The 21064-nt window shown below is 35.6% G+C and carries 21 protein-coding genes; 4 read left to right on the top strand and 17 right to left on the bottom strand.

From position 1 onward, the window contains the following. Nucleotides 1-13: 13 nt before the first annotated feature. On the top strand, nt 14-1189 hold the full coding sequence (locus tag QZL88_RS01785) for a DUF418 domain-containing protein (RefSeq protein ID WP_296938283.1): 1176 nt from the start codon (nt 14-16) through the stop codon (nt 1187-1189). Between the two features lie 21 nt (nt 1190-1210). After that, a complete protein-coding gene (locus QZL88_RS01790) occupies nt 1211-1609 on the top strand; it encodes a VOC family protein (protein WP_296938284.1) in 399 nt (132 codons plus the stop codon). An 80-nt stretch (nt 1610-1689) separates the two neighbouring features. On the opposite strand, the gene QZL88_RS01795 is transcribed toward QZL88_RS01790, so the two are convergent. The 11 genes from QZL88_RS01795 to QZL88_RS01845 form a co-directional block, all read right to left on the bottom strand. Then, nucleotides 1690-2148, bottom strand: a complete 459-nt coding sequence (locus tag QZL88_RS01795; protein ID WP_296938285.1) for a DUF4293 domain-containing protein — start codon at nt 2146-2148, stop codon at nt 1690-1692. 5 nt (nt 2149-2153) lie between these two features. Continuing rightward, entirely contained in the window at nt 2154-2486 is a 333-nt protein-coding gene (locus QZL88_RS01800) for a DNA-directed RNA polymerase subunit omega (protein ID WP_296938286.1), read from the bottom strand. Between the two features lie 36 nt (nt 2487-2522). Then, on the bottom strand, nt 2523-3374 hold the full coding sequence (gene bamD / locus QZL88_RS01805; protein ID WP_006799333.1) for an outer membrane protein assembly factor BamD: 852 nt from the start codon (nt 3372-3374) through the stop codon (nt 2523-2525). A 94-nt stretch (nt 3375-3468) separates the two neighbouring features. Continuing rightward, nucleotides 3469-4683 (bottom strand): cysteine desulfurase, encoded by a 1215-nt coding sequence (locus QZL88_RS01810; protein ID WP_296938287.1) that lies wholly within the window; start codon nt 4681-4683, stop codon nt 3469-3471. Between the two features lie 76 nt (nt 4684-4759). Then, nucleotides 4760-6100, bottom strand: coding sequence for a Fe-S cluster assembly protein SufD (gene sufD / locus QZL88_RS01815; RefSeq protein ID WP_296938289.1), 1341 nt, complete (start codon nt 6098-6100; stop codon nt 4760-4762). Then, on the bottom strand, nt 6100-6861 hold the full coding sequence (sufC, locus tag QZL88_RS01820; RefSeq protein ID WP_296938290.1) for a Fe-S cluster assembly ATPase SufC: 762 nt from the start codon (nt 6859-6861) through the stop codon (nt 6100-6102). The genes sufD and sufC overlap by 1 nt, the downstream gene beginning before the upstream one ends. A gap of 178 nt (nt 6862-7039) precedes the next feature. Next, nucleotides 7040-8212: a transglutaminase domain-containing protein gene (locus tag QZL88_RS01825; RefSeq protein WP_296938291.1), complete on the bottom strand. Its 1173-nt coding sequence runs from the start codon at nt 8210-8212 to the stop codon at nt 7040-7042. 117 nt (nt 8213-8329) lie between these two features. Further along, nucleotides 8330-9094 (bottom strand): exodeoxyribonuclease III, encoded by a 765-nt coding sequence (locus QZL88_RS01830; protein ID WP_296938293.1) that lies wholly within the window; start codon nt 9092-9094, stop codon nt 8330-8332. A gap of 31 nt (nt 9095-9125) precedes the next feature. Beyond that, entirely contained in the window at nt 9126-9899 is a 774-nt protein-coding gene (locus QZL88_RS01835; RefSeq protein WP_296938294.1) for an ABC transporter ATP-binding protein, read from the bottom strand. Beyond that, nucleotides 9896-10642, bottom strand: a complete 747-nt coding sequence (locus tag QZL88_RS01840) for an ABC transporter permease (RefSeq protein WP_296938295.1) — start codon at nt 10640-10642, stop codon at nt 9896-9898. The genes QZL88_RS01835 and QZL88_RS01840 overlap by 4 nt, the downstream gene beginning before the upstream one ends. A 245-nt stretch (nt 10643-10887) precedes the next feature. After that, nucleotides 10888-14022: an RHS repeat domain-containing protein gene (locus QZL88_RS01845; protein WP_296938296.1), complete on the bottom strand. Its 3135-nt coding sequence runs from the start codon at nt 14020-14022 to the stop codon at nt 10888-10890. 453 nt (nt 14023-14475) lie between these two features. Here QZL88_RS01845 and QZL88_RS01850 point away from each other — a divergent pair, with 453 nt between their 5' ends. Beyond that, nucleotides 14476-14907, top strand: coding sequence for a thioesterase family protein (locus QZL88_RS01850; protein ID WP_296938297.1), 432 nt, complete (start codon nt 14476-14478; stop codon nt 14905-14907). A gap of 553 nt (nt 14908-15460) precedes the next feature. Here QZL88_RS01850 and QZL88_RS01855 read toward each other — a convergent pair. Next, nucleotides 15461-15898: a hypothetical protein gene (locus QZL88_RS01855; protein ID WP_296938298.1), complete on the bottom strand. Its 438-nt coding sequence runs from the start codon at nt 15896-15898 to the stop codon at nt 15461-15463. 229 nt (nt 15899-16127) lie between these two features. Continuing rightward, nucleotides 16128-16361 (bottom strand): hypothetical protein, encoded by a 234-nt coding sequence (locus QZL88_RS01860; RefSeq protein ID WP_296938299.1) that lies wholly within the window; start codon nt 16359-16361, stop codon nt 16128-16130. A gap of 351 nt (nt 16362-16712) precedes the next feature. Here QZL88_RS01860 and QZL88_RS01865 point away from each other — a divergent pair, with 351 nt between their 5' ends. Further along, nucleotides 16713-17099 (top strand): group III truncated hemoglobin, encoded by a 387-nt coding sequence (locus tag QZL88_RS01865; protein WP_296938300.1) that lies wholly within the window; start codon nt 16713-16715, stop codon nt 17097-17099. A 485-nt stretch (nt 17100-17584) separates the two neighbouring features. Here QZL88_RS01865 and QZL88_RS01870 read toward each other — a convergent pair whose 3' ends face one another. The 4 genes from QZL88_RS01870 to QZL88_RS01885 all read right to left on the bottom strand — a co-directional run bounded on the left by QZL88_RS01870 (nt 17585) and on the right by QZL88_RS01885 (nt 20828). After that, nucleotides 17585-18868 carry a hypothetical protein gene (locus QZL88_RS01870; RefSeq protein WP_296938303.1) on the bottom strand — a complete coding sequence of 428 codons (1284 nt, stop codon included), beginning with the start codon at nt 18866-18868 and terminating at the stop codon, nt 17585-17587. Between the two features lie 92 nt (nt 18869-18960). Then, the gene (locus tag QZL88_RS01875; protein ID WP_296938304.1) at nt 18961-19341 is read right to left on the bottom strand and encodes a hypothetical protein; all 381 of its coding nucleotides are present in this window, start codon (nt 19339-19341) and stop codon (nt 18961-18963) included. A gap of 28 nt (nt 19342-19369) precedes the next feature. Continuing rightward, on the bottom strand, nt 19370-20068 hold the full coding sequence (locus tag QZL88_RS01880) for a helix-turn-helix transcriptional regulator (protein WP_296938305.1): 699 nt from the start codon (nt 20066-20068) through the stop codon (nt 19370-19372). A gap of 172 nt (nt 20069-20240) precedes the next feature. Then, on the bottom strand, nt 20241-20828 hold the full coding sequence (locus QZL88_RS01885; protein ID WP_296938307.1) for a hypothetical protein: 588 nt from the start codon (nt 20826-20828) through the stop codon (nt 20241-20243). Nucleotides 20829-21064 lie beyond the last annotated feature (236 nt).

Raw genomic sequence — 21064 nt, forward strand, 5'->3', positions numbered from 1 at the left:
GTAACTGATTATCATGATTAAGACACAACAGCGAATAGATGTCGCAGATGCCCTGAGAGGATTCTCCATCATGGGAATTTTTCTCCTTCACAGTATTGAACATTTCAATTTTTATTCATTTCCGGAGGTCGACAGTCCCTGGTTACAGTTTACTGACAAATCTATATGGGATTCCCTTTTCTTTATTTTTGGAGGGAAAGCCTATGGCATTTTTGCCCTTTTGTTTGGATTCAGTTTCTTTATACAGGACAACAACCAGTTGCAACGAGGAAATGATTTTAGACTGCGTTTCCTGTGGCGGCTATTCCTCTTATTCATTTGGGGAAATATTAATGCCATGTTTTTCACAGGTGAAATATTGGTGCTTTATTCCATTGTCGGCATATCACTCATCTTTGTGGCCCGGCTAAAGATTAAGACTGTCGTTATCATTGCTACAATACTCATATTACAGCCGATGGAATGGGGTAAACTCTTTTACGCCTTATTCAATCCGAATTATATTCCGGCAGAACCTTTGGCCAATTATTACTGGGCGCAGGCATATCCGGTACAAAGTAATGGAACTTTCCTTGAAACAGTAAAGATGAATCTTTGGGACGGACAGCTAGCCAGTCTCGCTTGGGCATGGGAAAATGCCCGTTTCTTCCAGACTCCGGCCCTATTTATGTTCGGTATGGTAATGGGAAAAGCAGGCCTATTGCTATACAATGAAAAGAACAGCCGCTTCTGGATGAGAGCTTTAGTTGTCGGAATTATTTGCTTTTTCCCGTTAAACGGTTTGGCAAACATGCTTTCCGGATTTATAGAGAACAAGGCAATATTAACACCTTTGCGGTTAATTATTAGATCACTGGCTAATATGGGCTTTATGGCATTTCTAGTGTCCCTGATAATTCTTGTTTACTATCATACCGTTAAAGGCCATAGCTGGTTGGATAAACTTCGCCCTTATGGAAAGATGACACTGACTAATTATATTATGCAATCTGTTATAGGTTCATTTATTTTCTATAACTGGGGATTAGGTATGCACAATAAACTGGGAATAACTTATTCATTCTTGCTGGGAATAGTACTATTTATATTGCAATACTTCTTCTGCTGCTGGTGGATGAAAAACCACAAACATGGACCACTGGAATATGTATGGAAAAAACTGACCTGGATAGGTGTAAAGAAAAAATAATCATATATCAGGAACTTTAATATGAGTACAGGTTTTGAAACCAAGTTATCAATAAAAAAGATCAATATTGTAATAGATTGTGCTGATGCAGGTATCATGGCCGATTTTTATAGTAAGCTATTAGATTGGGAATGGACACATCCACAGGCAAACGGGTGGGCGGCAATTACATCCCTATCAGGTACAGTAATTGCATTTCAGGAAGTAGAGGGCTATGAAGCTCCAGTATGGCCATGGACGCAAGGAAAACAAGGACAAATGCTACATCTCGACTTCTATGTAGATAACTTGGAGGAAGCTGTACAAACAGCTATTAAATACGGTGCTAAACTTGCAGAAGAGCAATATTTCAGAACATCAAGAACGATGATTGACCCTGCGGGACACCCTTTCTGCCTCGATACCGATGAGCCGGAATAAATAATAATATCTCATCATTTACATAAACACAAAAAAGGAGAAGATTTCGATCTTCTCCTTTTTAAATTATTTCTTCTTTATTACCGTATACGATCTAACGATTTTACCAGCTTTTCATCTTTCTTTATCCGGGAAATAGCCAACAAATTAAAAATAAGCGCTACAACAGGGAGTATAATGCCGAATTGGAGATTTATAGTATAAGCACTATCTATCTTACCTAGAAATGCATTCAGATATACCATCGCAGTAATGTAATACACAACGATTAGAAGAGCAGTGATATACCCTATGTTTATTTGTAACTTTCTTTTCTTATAAAGAAAGATATTGACCAATGCCAATAACCCACTTATAACAGCAAAAATAAGAACTCCCCATGTAGGAAATTCACCACCAAAGACTTTCCCTATACCAAATGAATAATACGTAATTACCAACTTACCCCCATCAACGATTTCTATCAAAGGACATAAAGCTGTCACCCCCATTAAAATAGCTGTCAGCAGTAAAAATATCGTTTGTATACGCTGTATCATTATTATTAGAAGTTGTCTTTATCCTTATTTGGATTCCTGTAATAAAGTTTACCTTCTGTATATTCCTGAGCAGCGATCAGCGTTGCTTTAGGCAGCTTCTCATAATAACGGGAAATTTCTATTTGTTCTCTGTTTTCGAAAACTTCTTCCAGATTATCGTTATATGAAGCAAATTCCTGCAACTTTTTATCCAAATCCTGTTTCATTTCCACAGAGATCTGATTAGAACGTTTTGATATGATTCTCACAGTTTCATATACATTACCTGTATCTTCCGACAAAGTCATCATATCTCTGGTTACTGTATTGCTGGCTGCATTTGATTTTCTGTAATCCATTTTAATCCTTTAATTTATATTAGTAGAATATTTTGCTTATTTACTTAATTCTTGTTGTACTGCCTCATTGGTGATCTGATCGGCTTCCTGTCCAAGCGCTTTTAAAGCCTGACGGTAGTATCTTTCACTTTCTTTGAGGTATTTTCCGCTAGGAAACATATTCTTATAGTTGAAATGTTCGTCCATTAATTCACGGTAGCGGGTAGGTTTCTTTTCTTCAATACTGTAATATGCCAGTTCATATCTTGATCTCACAATTAGTATCTGAAATTCTTCTGAAAACTCCGAAAACGGGTAATTCTTCAGCGCTTCACGCGATGTAACGATACAAGACTCATAATTATTACCCATATACAACCCTAAGTTGAAATAAAGGCGGGCAGCCAAAAACTCTTTATATGACAGTTTTTCCTGCAGTTTGAACATCAAATCCTGAGCTTCGGGAGCCTTTTCACTTTGAGGGAAATACTCTAGAAAATTTTGGAATTCCTGGATCCCCCTTATCGTACTTGTCTGATCTAAACGGGCATCAGGTGAATCAAGATAGAGACCATATGCGGCATTAAACCTCGCGAGTTCGGTGTAATCCCCTTTAGGGAATTTGTTATAGTATCTTGTATAATACTGAGTTGCTGTAGTATAATCTTTGTCGTAGAAATAGGCCTGAGCCATCAAAAATAAAATTTCCTGCTCTTTGGATGAGCCTGTGTATGTAGAAAGAATTTCATCCAACAAAGTAGTTGTTCTACCATATTTCTTTTCATCAAAATATTTCTTGGCATATGTATATTTCAGCTCGGCATCACGGCTTTTCAGTATTTTATTATACTCTCCACACGAAGCTAGTAATAAGGCCAATAATAGTGTACACAGAATTTTAATCTTCATTCTACTCAAAAATTAGTTTGCAAATTTACACAAAGCTTTTATAATTTGAAAATAAACTTTTACAATTATGTTTTTTTGAGATTAATAGCTATCATTAGCCAAACATGGTTACTACCCGTTTTATACCTTCAATAAGCTTATCTATCTCTTCCTTTGTATTATAAAATGCAATCGAAATCCTCACAGTACCTTCTATACCAAGCTCTTCCATTAGTGGCTGGGCACAATGGTGGCCTGTGCGAACGGCTATTCCCATTTTATCCAAAAGCATTCCCATATCGTAATGATGAATATTTCCTATAAGGAACGAAATAACACTGCTCTTATTGTCAGAAGTGCCGAAAATACGGATATTTTCTATTTTCTTCAATTCATCGGTACAATAGTTTAATAACTGATCTTCGTATTCTTTTATTGAGTCCAGACCTATATTTTTTATATAGCCTATAGCTTTTGCGAAGGCTATTACATCCGGATAATTAGGTGTACCGGCTTCAAATTTGAATGGTAATTCATTGAATGTCGTCTTCTTGAACGACACCTGACTTATCATTTCTCCTCCTCCCTGATAAGGTGGCATCTGGTTCAGCCACTTCTCTTTTCCGTAAAGTACCCCTACTCCATTCGGTCCATATACTTTGTGCGCCGAGAAAACAAGAAAGTCACAATCGAGTTTTTGCACATCCACCTCCATGTGTTGCACAGACTGTGCTGCATCTATTAGCACCGGAATATCGTGACTATGCGCAATCTCAATAATATCTTCTATCGGATTCACTGTACCTAATACATTGGATATATGCATGACCGATACTAAGCGAGTCTTTGGTGATATGAGCTTTTTGAACTCATCCATCCTCAGCTCACCTTTTTCGTTGATCGGAATAACCTTTAACCGTATGCCTCTTATCTCTTCCTGCAATTGCCAGGAAACAATATTAGCGTGATGCTCCATTACTGAAATGATAATTTCATCACCTTCTTTGCAAAACTGCTGGCAAAAACTATGTGCCACCAGATTGATAGATTCTGTAGTACCTTTGGTAAAGATAATTTCCCTACTATGCTTTGCATTAATGAATTGCTGCACCACAGCACGCGATTCCTCTGCCAAATCAGTGGCCTGTTGGCTTAAACGATGTACACCACGATGCACATTTGCATTCGTGGTGTAATATACTTTTTCTACTTCTTCTACTACGCATTTTGGTTTTTGAGTGGTGGCACCATTATCGAAATAGATAAGTGGCTTACCATAGACGGTAGTAGACAAAATAGGAAAATCAGCTCTTATTTTTTCAATATCCATTTTTCTTAGTTAGCAGTTAGCAGTTAGCAATCTGTAGCAGATTGTAACTCATAACTTAAATTTATAACCACTAATCTTATTTGCACACCAGGCAGTTACCACAACGTGCACTTTCTCCGCGGAAGCGTTTTTCAACCAGATCCTGCAATCTTTCTCTCAAACGTGGGATACGCACATGCTCCAAAACTCCCGCCGTAAACGCCTGCATCAACATCAGTTTTGCGGCATCATATCCTATACCACGCGAACGGAGATAGAACAGTGCTTCTTCGTCCAGTTGCCCTGTTGTGAGACCGTGAGAACATTTTACGTCATCAGCATATATCTCGAGCTGGGGCTTAGCATACATTTTTGCATTGGGCGATATACAAAGATTGTTATTAGACTGGTATGCCATTGTTTTCTGAGCATCTTTCTCTACCAGAATACGACCACAAAAAGAGCCTTTAGCTTCGTCCTGCAATACATATTTAAACAACTGAGTACTTGTACAGTGAGGTTTGGCATGATCGAGAAACGCAAAATTATCTACATATTGCTGCCTGTCGGCAATAACCATCCCGCATACATACGCTTCGGCATGCTCCCCGTTTAGCTTTACATTATAATTGTTACGGCTCACACCTGTATTCAACGTCATATTGTTTACCAATACATTCGAAGAACCCTCTTGAAGCACAAATGTATTTGTCAGACGTGTCACCTTATCCGAGTTTTCTTCCAAGTCGTAACAGTCAACAATCGCATTACGCCCGGCATATATCTCCGTTACCTGAGTAGCCAAAAAGTGTGATTCGTCCACTGTATGGTCACAGATAAGCAATTTCACCTGAGCATCGTCCTCCGCAATAATCAGTATACGGCGATTTACAAGATAATTGAACTCACTTTTCAGTATATTAATTAATTGTATAGGCTCTTCAACAACCACCCCCTTAGGCACATATATTGCCAGCCCATCCTGAGCAAACATCGTATTAAAGGCAATAATACCATTGTTATTCACATCTGCTATCTGCCCGTAATATTTACGACAAACTTCAGGCTTCTCCTCTGCAAACTGCTTCAAACTACCTACAAATACCCCCTTAGGATATTCTACCTTAGGACTATGTTCCTGATGAAACAAATCATTGAGTACAAAGTACAGATTTGTTGTCATATTAGGGATTTCACATCTGAATGCCACATATGGATTTCCCTGAAATGGAACACGATTCAAGTTCAATCCGAAGTCAGGCATAAATTCTGCGGCAACATCCAGATAAAGATAATCTTCCAGTTTCTTTGTCGGAAAACCTTGTTTCTGAAAGGCTTCGAAAGCTTTATCGCGTTGACTATTCAATTCTTGTGCAGACTTAGAATCTATCTTATCCCTGTACTGATTAAATATGTCTATATATTGATTTTCTATCATTATTCCTGAAATTCTTTAATAATCCAATCGTAACCTTTTTCTTCAAGCTCCAAAGCCAATTCTGCCCCCGCACTTTTTACAATACGCCCTTTGTAAAGAACATGTACAAAGTCCGGTTTGATATAATCAAGCAAGCGTTGATAATGGGTAATCACCACTGTTGCATTATCTTTGCGTCTCAGCTTGTTTACGCCGGCAGCAACAATGCGAAGCGCATCTATATCAAGCCCTGAATCGGTTTCGTCCAGGATTGCCAGTTTCGGCTCTAGCATAGCCATTTGGAATATCTCGTTACGTTTTTTCTCGCCACCCGAAAAGCCTTCATTAACCGAACGTCCGGCAAGGTCTTTATCAAGTTCTACCAGTTCTCTCTTTTCTCTTATCATTTTTAGGAAGTCGGAAGCCGATATCGGTTCTTGTTCCCTATGTTTACGAATTTCGTTTAGGGAGGCACGCATAAAGTTAGTCATACTCACACCGGGTATTTCCACAGGATACTGGAAGCTAAGAAAAAGGCCCTCACGCGCCCTGTCTTCGGGATCCATATCGAGTAAATCGTGTCCTCTGTAATCTATCTCTCCTTCTGTTACTTCAAAGTTAGGATTACCTACAAGCACAGAAGCCAAAGTGCTTTTACCGGCTCCGTTAGGCCCCATTATTGCGTGGATTTCGCCTTCGTTAACTTCAAGATTCAATCCTTTAAGTATTTCCTTGCCTTCAACATTGGCATGCAAGTCTTTTATGTTTAATAAGTTTGCCATTATAAATTTTATGTTGTTTAAATAATCATCTTAGTGTTCACTAACCCTTTTAACACTAAGAAACAATATATGTTCAAAGCCGAAGCGACTTACGGACACAAAATTAATAAATAAAAAGCAAAATAGCTCGTTTATCACAAGCTATTAGTTATTTATTAAATCTATATCTCAGGGATAGTTATTGGTTTTCCCAGAAATAATTATCGTCATGACTGTAGTATGTAAGACTATCTCTATTCTTCAAGTAATGATTTAAAGGAAGAAGGGCAACTTTGCAATTGTATTCCCGTGTCATATCCGTATTAATTTCACTTTTTGCTGAACGGTTAAACCAATATAGGTTTTTGGACATATAACTATCAATATACATTTCTTTGGTATATTTTGTCTTATTATTCCAGTTTGCTTCCTCATTAATAAAAACCGGTAGCCCTTCTATAATGCGCGTCCTGACCTCTCTTATTCCCAACATATTTCCTTTTTCATCCTTTACCCATGCATTGAACGTAGGATCTATCCATATCCATTTATTTAGTACCGTTGAATATACTGAATTTATAACATGACAGTCCGGATCATCCTCATTCTTCGGCAAGCATGTTATAAAATAGGATTTAAAACCCATAGCCAGATAACATTCATTCAGAAATATAGCTAATGCCCGGCAATTTATTCCTTTATCATTTTTCTTTACATATTCATAAAATGATATCGCAGTACGCTCTTCAACCGGAGGCATATAGCTTCCATCGTGCCTGATAAGATTGTGCGACCAGGTCATCAAATTCAGTATTTTAGAAACTTCATTACCGTTTCCAGCTATAGAATCCAGATTGAAATACTCTTTAAGTTTCACTAGTTCTATATCTGCAGGCTGCTGATAAGTAAAAGCGGGTGGTTCTTTCATATATGAGCCTGACTGCTGAAGAATATAAACATAATCCCCCTTTTGACGAAGAGGTTCTAATAATTCCTTGAATTTCATTAAGTCTCTCAACGAATCTAAATCTGTATCTTTCTTTATATGAGCATAATTAACATAACCTTCTTTTATCGCATTTTCTAACGAGACTAGTGCTTCCGTTTCCTTTCCTGTCATGGCATAACAACATGCCAGATTGTAATAAATATCCTTGAGTAACCCATCATAGTTTTTCTTTTCATCATTAGGCAACAAGCTATAGCGGTTTTCTATTCCCTTTAAGATAAAAATAGGAGAGTTATAATCTTTTTTCTTTATATAATCAGCCATTTGTTGATAATCTGCCTCTACAGATTTTTTAAAATCAGACTGCGCTTGTATAGCAATAGACAGAAAGGCTAAAATAAGAAAACTCAAGTACTTTTTCATAATTATTCTTTTAGTGTTTTATACATGACGCTGAAAGCTGTAAAATTGTAACAACAAGAGGGACTTTTTACTAAAAAAATCCCTCTTCTTATATTTTTGCAATGCTTAAAGATATCGTCAAAAATCCATCTCCACTACTATCGGGCAATGATCCGAGAAATCTATCTCGCTTAATATTGCCGCCCCATTAAGACGAGGCTTAGCTTCTTCGGATATAATATGGTAGTCGATACGCCAACCCAGATTCTTTGCTCTGGCTCCGGCACGATAGCTCCACCAACTGTATTTATCGGAACTTTCGTCATATACCCGGAAGGTATCTATCAATCCTGTAGCAATATATTCATCGAACCATTGACGCTCCTCAGGCAAGAATCCTGAATCCTTGGTATGACGTTCCGGATGACTTATATCTATTGGTTTATGACAAATATTATAGTCGCCACAGATAAGTATCTGAGGCCTTTCTTTGCGTAGTTCATTTATGAAATTAGTGAAATCGGCAAGAAATTTCATTTTTATATCCTGACGTATATCCCCCATTGTTCCGGAAGGGATATAGACACAAATCACTGTCATATCACCATAATCGGCACGAAGCACCCTACCCTCTCTATCATACACCGGCATATCCATACCTGATTTTACAAAGTCAGGCTTCTTTTTTGTCAGAATACCAACTCCGCTATATCCTTTTTTCTCTGCGGAATGAAAATAATAATGATACCCCAATGATTGAATGGTCAATACATCTATCTGTTCTTCCATCGCCTTTATCTCCTGCAAGCAGAGTATATCCGGCGATTCTTTTTCCATCCACTCGTATAGCCCTTTATTTACAGCGGCACGTATACCGTTAACGTTGTATGATATGATTTTCATAGTTTATTAATCCAGTGGATTTAGCCAATTTTTATGTTAGTTTTATACCTTCGTTTTCTGCCGCCTTAACTTTCTTGAATAAATCGGAAGCAAAGACAAAATCATTGAAATCTTCGTTTGTCGAAGACATCACGTCGGCACTGGTACCCTGCCATTCCAGATTTCCCTCTTTGATATAGTTGATCCGCTCACCGATTCCCATCACCGAATTCATATCATGGGTATTGATAATCGTTGTCATATTATATTCTTTTGTGATATCGTGTATCAGGTCGTCAATAACCAATGAGGTCTGGGGGTCAAGCCCTGAATTAGGCTCATCACAAAACAGATATTTCGGGTTAAGCGCGATAGCACGGGCAATAGCCGAACGTTTCATCATACCTCCACTTATTTCGGAAGGATATAGATGGCCTGAATCCGCCAGATTTACCCTTTCGAGACAAAATTGCGTGCGTTTTGCCTGCTCGGCTTTCGACATATCGGAAAACATCATCAACGGAAAGTTGACATTTTCGAATACTGTCATAGAATCGAATAAGGCAGACCCCTGAAATATCATACCCATTTCCTGACGTAATGCTTTTACCTCTGCCGCTTTCATTTTTGGAAGATCCCGTCCATCATATAGTATCTGCCCGCTGGTCGGTCGCATCAGACCGACTAAGTTCTTGAGAAGTACGGTTTTTCCCGAACCACTCCGACCTATTATAAGATTTGTCTTACCCGCTTCGAATACAATATTTATATCTTTCAGCACTTCGCGACCGTCGAACGACTTATCTAAGTTTTTTACTTCTATCATGACATCATCAATTGAGTGATTAATAAGTCCGACACGAGTACAAGAATACTACTCATCACTACAGAATCCGTGCTGGCTTTACCCACATCCAAAGAACCACCCCTGGCGGCATAGCCATAAAAAGAAGCTACGGAAGCTATGATAAAAGCAAACACAATTGTTTTTAAAATCGCATACCAGACATAGAACTCTTTAAAGAACGATTGTAATCCATATTGGAATGTATCGGCAGGCATTATCTGTCCTATTATACAAACTGCAAAACCACCAATAACGCCAAACACCATACTTAATACCACCAGCACAGGAATGAAAGCCATTAATGCTGTAATTTTAGGAAGAATGATATAATTTGCAGAGTTTACTCCCATGATTTCAAGGGCGTCTATCTGTTCGGTTACCTGCATTGTCCCTATTTCTGAGGCAATATTAGATCCTACCTTTCCGGCTAGTATAAGACACATTATAGTAGACGAGAATTCCAGAATCAAAATTTCACGGGATACATACCCCACTGTATATCGTGGCATAAAAGGAGAATCTATATTCAACTTAATCTGTACTACGATTACAGCTCCGATAAAGAATGAGATAATAATAACTATCCAGATGGAATTTACTCCCAGTTTGCTCATTTCGGCAAAGAACTGACGAAAAAACACGTTCCACTTCTGAGGCCGGGTAAAGACCTTTTGCATGAGAAGCGTATATCGTCCCAATTTTTCTAACAGAGATGTCAACATATATTGATTATTTCTTTGTGCAATAATATAAAACTCCGACAAAGATACATCTTTTTAATAAATGTAAGTTTGTATCATTCTAAAAATTCCCTAAGCATAGTAAACATAGGCTGCTGAATGAATTCGCTTTATTTATTATAAGATAAACAATAATCTGCTGAGACTTGTGTTGTGCGGCGAACAATCATCTTAGTAAAAATTAGTAGATATATGGCATAGATAAATATTTTTTCAGAGTGATATCTTTATTGGTTTTGATAATGATAATCGTATTCCTGAATGGTTTTTCCATCTACATCTTTGGTTCGTTTCAGGCGACCGAAGGTATCGTACTCGTAATAAACAGTAGTACCGGATGGGTTTGTTACCGTCAAGAGGCCAACAAGAGGCTGATAAGTGTAGGTGGTAACAAGGGCATCAGGTAATGATCGCTGTAGGCTGCCGTCCTTTAACTTTCCTTCGTTTGGTGTGGCTAGTGCGGACAGTGCATCTACACTATTTACTCCAAAAATAGAATTCAGAACCGCGGTAACTTCGGTTAGTGTAGCGTTCTTTATTTCCGCTATAGGATATCGGCCCGAGTATGACCAAAGATAAACGACTGGGAATGCAGCTTGTGGTACTATATTTTTTATATTGCCATAGCTATCATAAATCAGAGCAAATTTTTGCTTATAGCGATTATCTTTACTTATGATGGTATTAGGAGTATCCGGTGTATATTTACCATTAGTTCCTTTATTTGATAACTTAAAATCGGTAATAGCAATATTATCCTCCAAATGATCGACTGTAGATATCTGACCTGATATATTATAATTTAAAAATTCTCCTGAAATGATGTTTTCATTACGGTACACGATCTTTTCTATTGGAAAGGATGTCATATTCTTATTAAGCAGATCAGCAATAAAATTACCGGATAAGTAGTCTTCCGGATAAGTAGTCTGCTCTGTTAAAACCGTTCCATCACTTAGCTTTTTAATTTTTCTGCCAGTCGTATATTTATTCGGATTGTCATAGTAATATTCTGTTTCTTCGATCAGTATATCTTCTTTTTCCTTAATATATTCTACCTCTTTAATAAGCTGCATCACCCCTGTTTTCAGACCATTATATTTATGATAAAAGACTGCAAGATCGGCAAGAACATCTAAATAATGTCTGTTCAATCCGGTTATTACCTCAGGAATTTCATGCATCCATACTTTCTCCCTGAATATCTGAGCAGACTGATAATATGCATTATACACATACTTCTTTCTCTTTTGCCACTCATATTTATCTAAGCTGCTATTATATTTATAAATAATGACAGAATCCAGCATTCCCATATCCCATTCTTCTTGCTCGAACGGATAAGGATCAGTTGGTGAAGTATAAGCAGGTACATAATTCTTTAAATCGTATTTATATACTGTTTTGCCAGTTTCTTGCCCCATATCAGATTCATATTCAGAAACTTCATTATAATTAACTGGCGAACCATTGCCAAAAGTCATCGCTTTGGTACTTGTTCCAAAAAAAACTCGCTTACGCTCTGTTTGAAAGAAGAATGATGGATTAATATCTGACAAATAGTACTTTATAACCTGTTCTGTATAATCGGTTTTAGGATAAGAAGAAAATGAAGGCTCATCTCTTATTATACCTGTCCCATCTTCAGCTGGCCCATATTTATATATTTTTTCTTTAATCGGATTAGTATTTATTCCATCATAAAATTTTATTCGTTGTATCCTGTAACCTCCCGCACCTTTGATCTGATTATCAAACCTGCTCCGGAATAAGTTTTGACCTACAATAAACTCGGTACTGCCTCCTGTCGGATACTTAATTTTCAGCAATGTGAAGTCCGGCCTGACATTAAAGATATCACTAGATGTCTTTCCTAAAAGATGGTACCAAACATAAGGGTTGCTAATCGGCTCACACCCCCAAAAGGATTTTATCCCCCAAGGATTCTGCCCCCATTGTACATCTATATCTTGTTCTAAGTTGGCCATAGAGCCTGCACCTCCGTATTCGCCCCCCGGGTACCCCCCGTTATACCCCCAGAAGTCTGCTTCTACATATCCTTTCCTCTGATAGCCATAATGAAAAGAGTAAGTTTCATCATTAATTTTCAGCGTCTTTAATATCCTATTATAAAATTGGTCGCTATATACCTGATTATTCCCTCCGCCTTCTTGTTCTAATGTAATTGCTTTTGTTACTTTTCCTTGATTATCTACAATTTTTATAGAAATCATTATTGAGTTATCTTTATATGTAAACAATACTTTTCCTCCTCTGAACCGAATTTCATCAAGGTAATCCGAACTCATATACCAATAAGTCGCGGACGGGGAACCACCCACCGGATAGTCGGAAAAAGAATCTTCAAAAGCACCACCTGCATTCATCGTTTTCAGATCGTTCCCGAAGCCGGCGTAACGTTTCATCTTAGGTCCGATTATTTTCCAAAAAGGAGTTTCTTTTACCAACAAATAATTTCCACCATTACATTGACTATATCGGTCATCATAAGGCCCGGCATAATTTCGTTGATCATCATATAGTTCCAGGCGAGAAGTAAACTCTACAATGCTTCCCCCGTTAGGCTTATAAACCGTATTGTATACAAATTCGATCTCGTCTCCATTAGGGCTAACTATTTTTTTACATTTCCATGCTATAACACTTTCATCATAATAATTTGTAGGTGTTCTGTAATCTCGTCCCCCGCCTTCGAATAAATATTTAGTTCCATCGGTATCTATGATTGTAAATACCCAAGGTTTCACCAATATTATTTTCACACCATCTAAAGGAACCGAAATGCATTTAATTTCATTTGGTTTATCTTTTACTCTTTGCAGATAAAAGGTTCCGCTCTTGCCGAGTATATTGTAATAATACTTATCCGATTCGCCGTCAATACCACCCATTCCACCGTCCACTGATAATTTCGATTTATATAGATTATCTCTTATGACATCCTTATCGCTTCCCTGATCGTTATAATCGAAAGGGCCGGGATATGCAGGGACGTTGCAATATCCACCTGCTTTAAAATCATCTTTTCCATTTATACTCCTGCTGATCTGTATATTTGTATTCAAAGTCCATCCTGCTCCTGTAGATTCAGGGATTTGATTCGAGCGCATAAAATTGTCTATATGAAAACTCAATTCGATAGGAATAATCTTATCTCCTGCCTTTAATGTATGTAGCGGAATTTTAATATCAGGAATTCCGGTTTTATGACTTACAGGATAATCTGTATACCGCATTAAAGATGTTGCAGTGGGCATTTGTATATCAACTTTATCGTATTGAGAAAATACAGATAATGAACATAAAAACATTATTATTGCATATGCAGTATATCTTCTCATAGCACTATTATATTTAGTTGTCGTTTAATTAACACATCGCCCGAGTATAGATAATTGTGAGGACTATTCAATTGACAAAAACCGGGTAATGCCATCCACAGGGACAGCAAGAAAAGAGTCTGGGCAGGCTTCATAGTTAAGATATTTAGTATTCGTCTTTAATTTATAATTTCAGGCACTTTATATAGAGGATGTTTCTTTCTTATTATATAGATAAATGTCATCTCCAGGCTTCACAAATAAAACATAAAAATAACATAATTTAGTCAATATTAAACATTCAAACAGTTTTTAATACAAAAATCACTGAGGTATTCCTTACTTTCAATTTAAAATCTAGTTTTATCTTAAAACATACGCTAACTAACATCCTGCACAGAAAAATATAAATGATAAAGCGGAGATCTATTTTACAATAATATCATAACTTTGCCGAAAAATAAGATGAATATTATGGATGAAATATCATTTAAACATACCATTCCCCTACAATTGAGAGCTAATGACATTGATCGGTTCGGACATCTTAATAATACAGTTTATTTTACCTTCTATGATTTAGGGAAAACTAATTACATTGAAACTATTTGCCCGAATGTAAACTGGGAGGAAGAAGCGATTGTTGTGGTTGAAATCAATGTAGTGTTCAAATCCCAGATATTTGGGGCCGACTACATAGCAACACAAACCGCAGTAACGGCTATTGGAACAAAAAGTTTTGAGCTTGCTCAACGTGTTATCGATGTTAATACCGGGGAAGAAAAATGTTTTTGTCGGTCAACAATGGTTACCTACGACTTAATTCAGCATAAGTCCAAGCCAATACCAGAAGATTGGGTAGAAGCTATTTGCAACTTTGAAGGAAAAAATTTAAGAAAAAAGTGATTTCTCAATTATACTACGTCCTATAAATGTATCGTACTTTTAATTTAAACGGACTCACTGATAACAATCTAATAAATAAGAATGCATAACCTCTGAGATACTTGACCTCATAATCCTTTAAATACAAAAGAGAAATTTGTATTCTAGTCACGCTTCTTTTCTTGTTTTTTATATAGATATATTTGATCATCTATTGACTTGCCTATTCTTGAATCGAAGCCTTCAGGAACATTAAATTTATCGCAGTGAATTGCACAGTAGTCGCAATTGTCTATACATTTTCTATCACAATTAGTATAATTACACCGATCTAGACCGAGCATAGATTCAAGTACTACGCACGAATTAAGTAAAATTGCAAATGTTAGTATCAAAATTATTTTCATCGGTAAATATTAAAAAACAGAAATAACAAAACATTTTAAACTGACTCTTATGCTCAAACGAAAATTAGATAAACAATTCTGCCGATAATAAGACATTTACAGCAGATGGTAAATTCATACGTTAATCCTCTTCGAATTACAAATTGGAAGAGATCAGTATGAGAGGATTATTCCCTTAACATTTCTTCCAAATAATAAGTTGAATTAGGAATACTATCTGAAAATATATTTTCTATATCATATTTTCCGATTTCGGAACCTAATTCTTTTGATTTTAATAAATAGTATAAAGCTAAACATTTAGTCTTATTATCTAAGCTATCTATTGGTGCATTTTCAGTAAGAGTTAATGTTCTAAAAACATCATAATATGCATCCGGATAATCATATTTATTAGCCATCTTTATTGCATAATAACAAAAATCCTGAAGCCTTTCTTCTGAAAAAAAATGACTCCTTACTTCACAGTATGCAAATTCATCATTTTCATTCAAAGCTTTATCTATTAAACGCTCTAATGTCTTTTTATCCTTAATCGAAGATGATGGGCTATCACAATTATAAAACAATAAACAAAGACAAAATAATATACCGATCTTTTTCATAATTATTTGTATATATCTAAAATAAAAAAAATTCCAATTAATAAGTAAGATCAGGATAATTAAACTTCTCAAATCCAATATTTCTACCTTCCTCATAGATATTAAAAACCACCATTTTTACCACCATTTGTTTGTTTTATACCCATCTCAAATCCTGACATGCTCCTCTTGTTACAGATAATCAGTTAGGAGTATAAATGATTACAAATTAAGACATTTATCGATATTTTCAGCTATAAGTCCTAATTTCCTGCATTACATAAAAAAGGTAGAAATAATAAGTCATACCTTTTATATATTCCCCATCTATCAGTATCCGCTTGAGGGTGTTGTTTTCATAAACCTTGTTGCCTGTATAATCTGTGGTCTTTACCTCTGCAGCCTGAGCGTTAAACGGGGCTGTTGCCATAACGGTAGCTGCCTGCAAACTCATATCCGTCTCGTGGATAACTTGTAGTTTCACTCCTGTGGCTGTATAGGTATATTTTGTCCTGCCCTTGACATTGGGGTTATCTATCTCTATAGACTGTGGTAAATTTAGTGAATTATATTGAGTATGGGAAAAGGTAACAAAGGTAACAGATATTATACTTTTTTCGTGTTGTTGTTTTTTGCTTCGCTGAACAAAAGGTATATAGTATGGATAAACAATCCTGCTGAAGATAAACTGATAGGATTCTTATAGCGGATTGTAAATCCTTTCAATATCAAACAAGTGATTGCAAATCCCTTGTGACGGAACTATTGATACATTGAAGTGGTACTTGGAATAAATATCTATCTTTGTTGTATCCTATTTAAAATAAAAATAACTATGATACCAACTAAAGATATAGAAAACATAGACGATATAAAGAAAATGGTTAATATGTTTTACGGTAAAGTCAGAAAAGATAACTTAATAGGCCCTATATTTAACAATGCAATCCAAGACCATTGGAACGAACATCTTGAAAAACTGTATCTTTTCTGGCAAAGTCGATTATTTGGAGATCCTGTATATGATGGCTTCCCATTTCCTCCGCATGCAAAATTACCAATAAATAAAGAACACTTTGATCGTTGGCTAACTCTTTTTACAGAAACCGTAGATAACCTTTTCATTGGATCGGTAGCAGATGAAGCGAAAAACCGAGCATATAAGATCGCTGATGTATTTCAGGATAAATTAGCATACATTCGCAACAAATCAAATAAGTAATTATTCGCTTTTTTATGAAACAATTCATACTATATTTTATACTTTCTATTACAAGCTGCTGATGCGGTTTTTTAAAGAAAAGTACGAGGTAGGTATATAAACACAAAAAAGCCAAATCTCATACTTTCGTATAAAATTCGACTCAAACATTCGATGCAAATATATTCAATAATATTTTACATACGCAAATTATTTATAGATTATTTTTTGAAATTTATTTTGAAGAGAGGCAAAAGGCTCAGTTTTGTAAGTGATTCTGTAAGTACCTGAAAGAGAAAGCGTGTAAACCATTGATTTACACGCTCATTTACTTTCTAAAAGTGACCACGGCAGGATTAGTCTTATATTATCATTAATTATCAAAAATATCCATAAGTGTTTGATTATTATTTCAATATAGATTCAACCTTGCATCTTTTTATATACTAATATGTATTGATATAAAGTAGATGTTGTGCAAATTTAGGTTTGTTGCACAACCGATTTTATTTAGACTTATATGCTTTCTTCACTTGTTCACGAAGAATATCTATGTCAATATTTCTATATCTTGAGAATGATCTTGAGTTTTCAGAGTGTCCTGTCATCTGGGCTATAAGGGCAGGGTCTTGCGTTTCCTTATAATTCGAATTTATAAATGTTCTTCTTGCGGTGTGTGTGCTTGCAACTTCGTATATTTTTTTAGTTTCAGGTTGACGTGTTATGGGGTTTATTATAACCACACTGCGGTCAATCTTTAAATATTGTAGTAAATTCTTTATTTGCTTATTATAACCATCTTTTCCATCTACATTCATAAATGGGATCAATCTATCATCAGAATCTCCATACTTATTTATAATAGATATTGCATTATCTACTAGAGGAACATATACCGTTTTAGGATTGCTATTGATTGTCTTGGAAGCAACATAAGTAAGTATATCTCCATTTACATTACTTTTCTTGAGGTGTACAAAATCATCCACTCTACAGCCTAAATAGCACTGTAAACAAAACATATCTTTTACCAAATCTAACCCTTTGTGAACTTTAGAGTTGAATATTAACTCAACTTCTTCTGGCAACAAGGGTATTGGATCACCATATACATCAGGGCTAAACTCGAAATCTTCAAACGGATGAGAGTCTAAATGTTTGTTTTTTAAAGCCCATGAATAGAATGCACTAATCATTTTCAGCTTTGAATTGAGCGTATTCTGCCCTCTTGGCTTTATGTCTTTTACATCTGTATAGTATTGAGGATATATTTTTTGTATAAGGTGTTCATTGCGAAGAAACTCCTCAAATTTTAATACAGAGGCTTTATTCGTTAACTCCATATTATTAACTAAAGTAAACCGTTCTAGCATTCTTCCAGCTACAGCCACCTGTTTTAGTCTTGATTCTGACACTTTAGACTCAGATAAATATAAATGGAATAGCTCAGATGTCGTAGGTTTTTCATCTTCTACATCTTGTTTCTTGTCTAACAAAACATTATCAATCCAATCATCTGAAAGAAGTCTGTTATCAGCTACATCTTTGTAAGCCTGTTCAATCTTCTCTTTAGCGAACTTAACCGCTGTATTTATTTCCTCCTTGTTGAATCCTTTAGGCAATATAGCTCTATTCTTTACTTCTTGTCTTGCCGCATCCCAAAACTCAGGAAGTACCTCAATATTGGTTACCCCATATCGAGTAAAATCCCGCCCATCAGACAGCCTTAGCCTGATAAATACCTTTTTAGATTTTACCGTTGTTCTTATAAATGCTTTGATTGTTGCCATTCCTTACTTTATTTTCTGCTTTTCTCCTATGAATTTATATAACAACGATCCAATAATATTCAAGAAGATCATAGTTAAAACTCAATATAATTTTATTTTTTTCTCTCTAACTTAAAGTCTGTTCCGTCTCTGGCAGTCCATTCTATATTATTGAAATTCTCGGAAAATTTAATAATAGATAAACCGCCACCATCTAATTTAAATCCGCCATATGCGTCAACAAATTCGTAGCTTCCCGCTTCAGGCATGTTATAATTAGAGGAATATGTGTTATCGCTATTAAATGTAAAATAATAAGAACTATTGTATATGCTAGTCCATCCATAATCCCTGTGATCATAATGTGTTACAATCCAAGTTCCAACTATTTTTTCTTTCAATCTGCTGAGATTTCCTTTTTCCTCCTCATTATCACTACTACACGAAGCAAATACAAACGGCAACATAAGGAAAAGTAAAAGTAATTTTTTCATATATTTAAATTTTTAATTAATATTGTTATTAGAAACTTATTTGTGATTGCGTTTTTTTGCAGACTATAAATATTTGGTAGATATCATTAAAGTATATTTTAAAATCATCATATCTAGGGTCTGGGTTAAATGATCTACATAAAACATACTCTTCTTCTGTATTTACCTCAGCTATTTGTTTCAAAACATTGCCCTCTCTGGTTGTAATAACAAACAATGCTTTTTTTATTGGCAGCTCATTTATTTTATAGTCTTGCTTTTCTTTTATTAGAACCTCATCTCCATCAGATAGTGATCGCTTAGTCCCGTCATCCATAGAGTCACCGTCTACACGAACCACAAGAAAATCTCCTTTTTCATATTCTTTTGGTACAAGCCTTGTATGTGTTTCGGGTAATTGTAAGATATCTGAACCTCCTAACCTTCCAGCACTTGCTCGCAAATCTGCGTATTCAACCATCATATAATTATCACTTGGGACTGGTGTAACATTACTTCTATCTGACTTTAGCATTGAGCCTTCACCTGTGAGTAACCAAGTCGTGTTTAAGTCGGGGTGTTTGTTAATTATTTTATTAAGAATAGCCGTCCTAATAGAGTCTCCAATTTTAGAAACATACCCTTTACTTAAACCACAATCTACTTCAAAATACCCTTCTGATATATTAATGCGATTCAAATATTGTTTCATTCTAGCCCTCACTGACGTATTTTCAGTATTGATCATATTTGTGTATATTTATCTTATTAACCAATTAAATTATATTGCATGGAATTAATATTTAATATCCTTTTTTTTATAAATCTCGAAATACTAATATTTCTTGTTCTGTATAAACCAATTTGTTGGTTTCTGAGATATTGCCTTGGGTGGAGGATATACAATGGGAACGCACTGGTTATTCATAATTTATTGATGGGGATTGCTTGTCAATTAAAGAATCCATTTGTATTTTTAACATGTCTGCTTTTTTTGATATGGATTTTATTTCCTTCTCTAAATATTCAAGTCTTTGATCGTATTCTATATCTGATTCACGGTCTTTAGGAAATAAATAGACCAACATTGAAACTATAATAGCTAACCCCGCCAATCCAATACTAATCATCTCTAATCGGTTCGCCCTAATTTCTTTAGGTGTTGGTTTGTAGCCCAAATTAAAGAAATCATCCTTGATGTGCTTCTTACCCAACTCAGATGTCACCCATGTTTTTGCTGGGTCTTTTATATATTCATCTCCTGTTTCTTCATCTTTCTCATATTCTCCTATCCAATCAAGTCCATTTTCATAAAGGTGATTTGCGACTAAATACTCCCACCCCGAATCATCTTGATAGACAGCATATAGTTCATTCCATATCTTTTCCCATCTTCTTGGTCTATCCTTCCAATATTTCAGTAAAACATAAATAGACTTTTGATTCTTATCTGTTAGACTGTTATATCTTTCTATTTCAGCATCATACAATACTCTTTTATAATACATAATCAAGGATTAACATTATTTAACTAGATAATACTGAAATTAAATCAGTAAACTTTTGTTTATGCTGAATTAAAATCAGTATCTTTGACTTATCAATTAATAAAGACAAAAGAAAAGGGTATAAAAAAGCCACCGAGTAAGAGTACTCAGTATTACATTTTCTTTCGCACAGCAAATGTACGGCTTTATACCTCTTTCTAAAAGTAATAACTGTTAATAAATTTAAATTATGAAAG

Origin of the sequence: uncultured Dysgonomonas sp., assembly GCF_900079725.1 — a bacterium.
GTDB lineage: Bacteria > Bacteroidota > Bacteroidia > Bacteroidales > Dysgonomonadaceae > Dysgonomonas.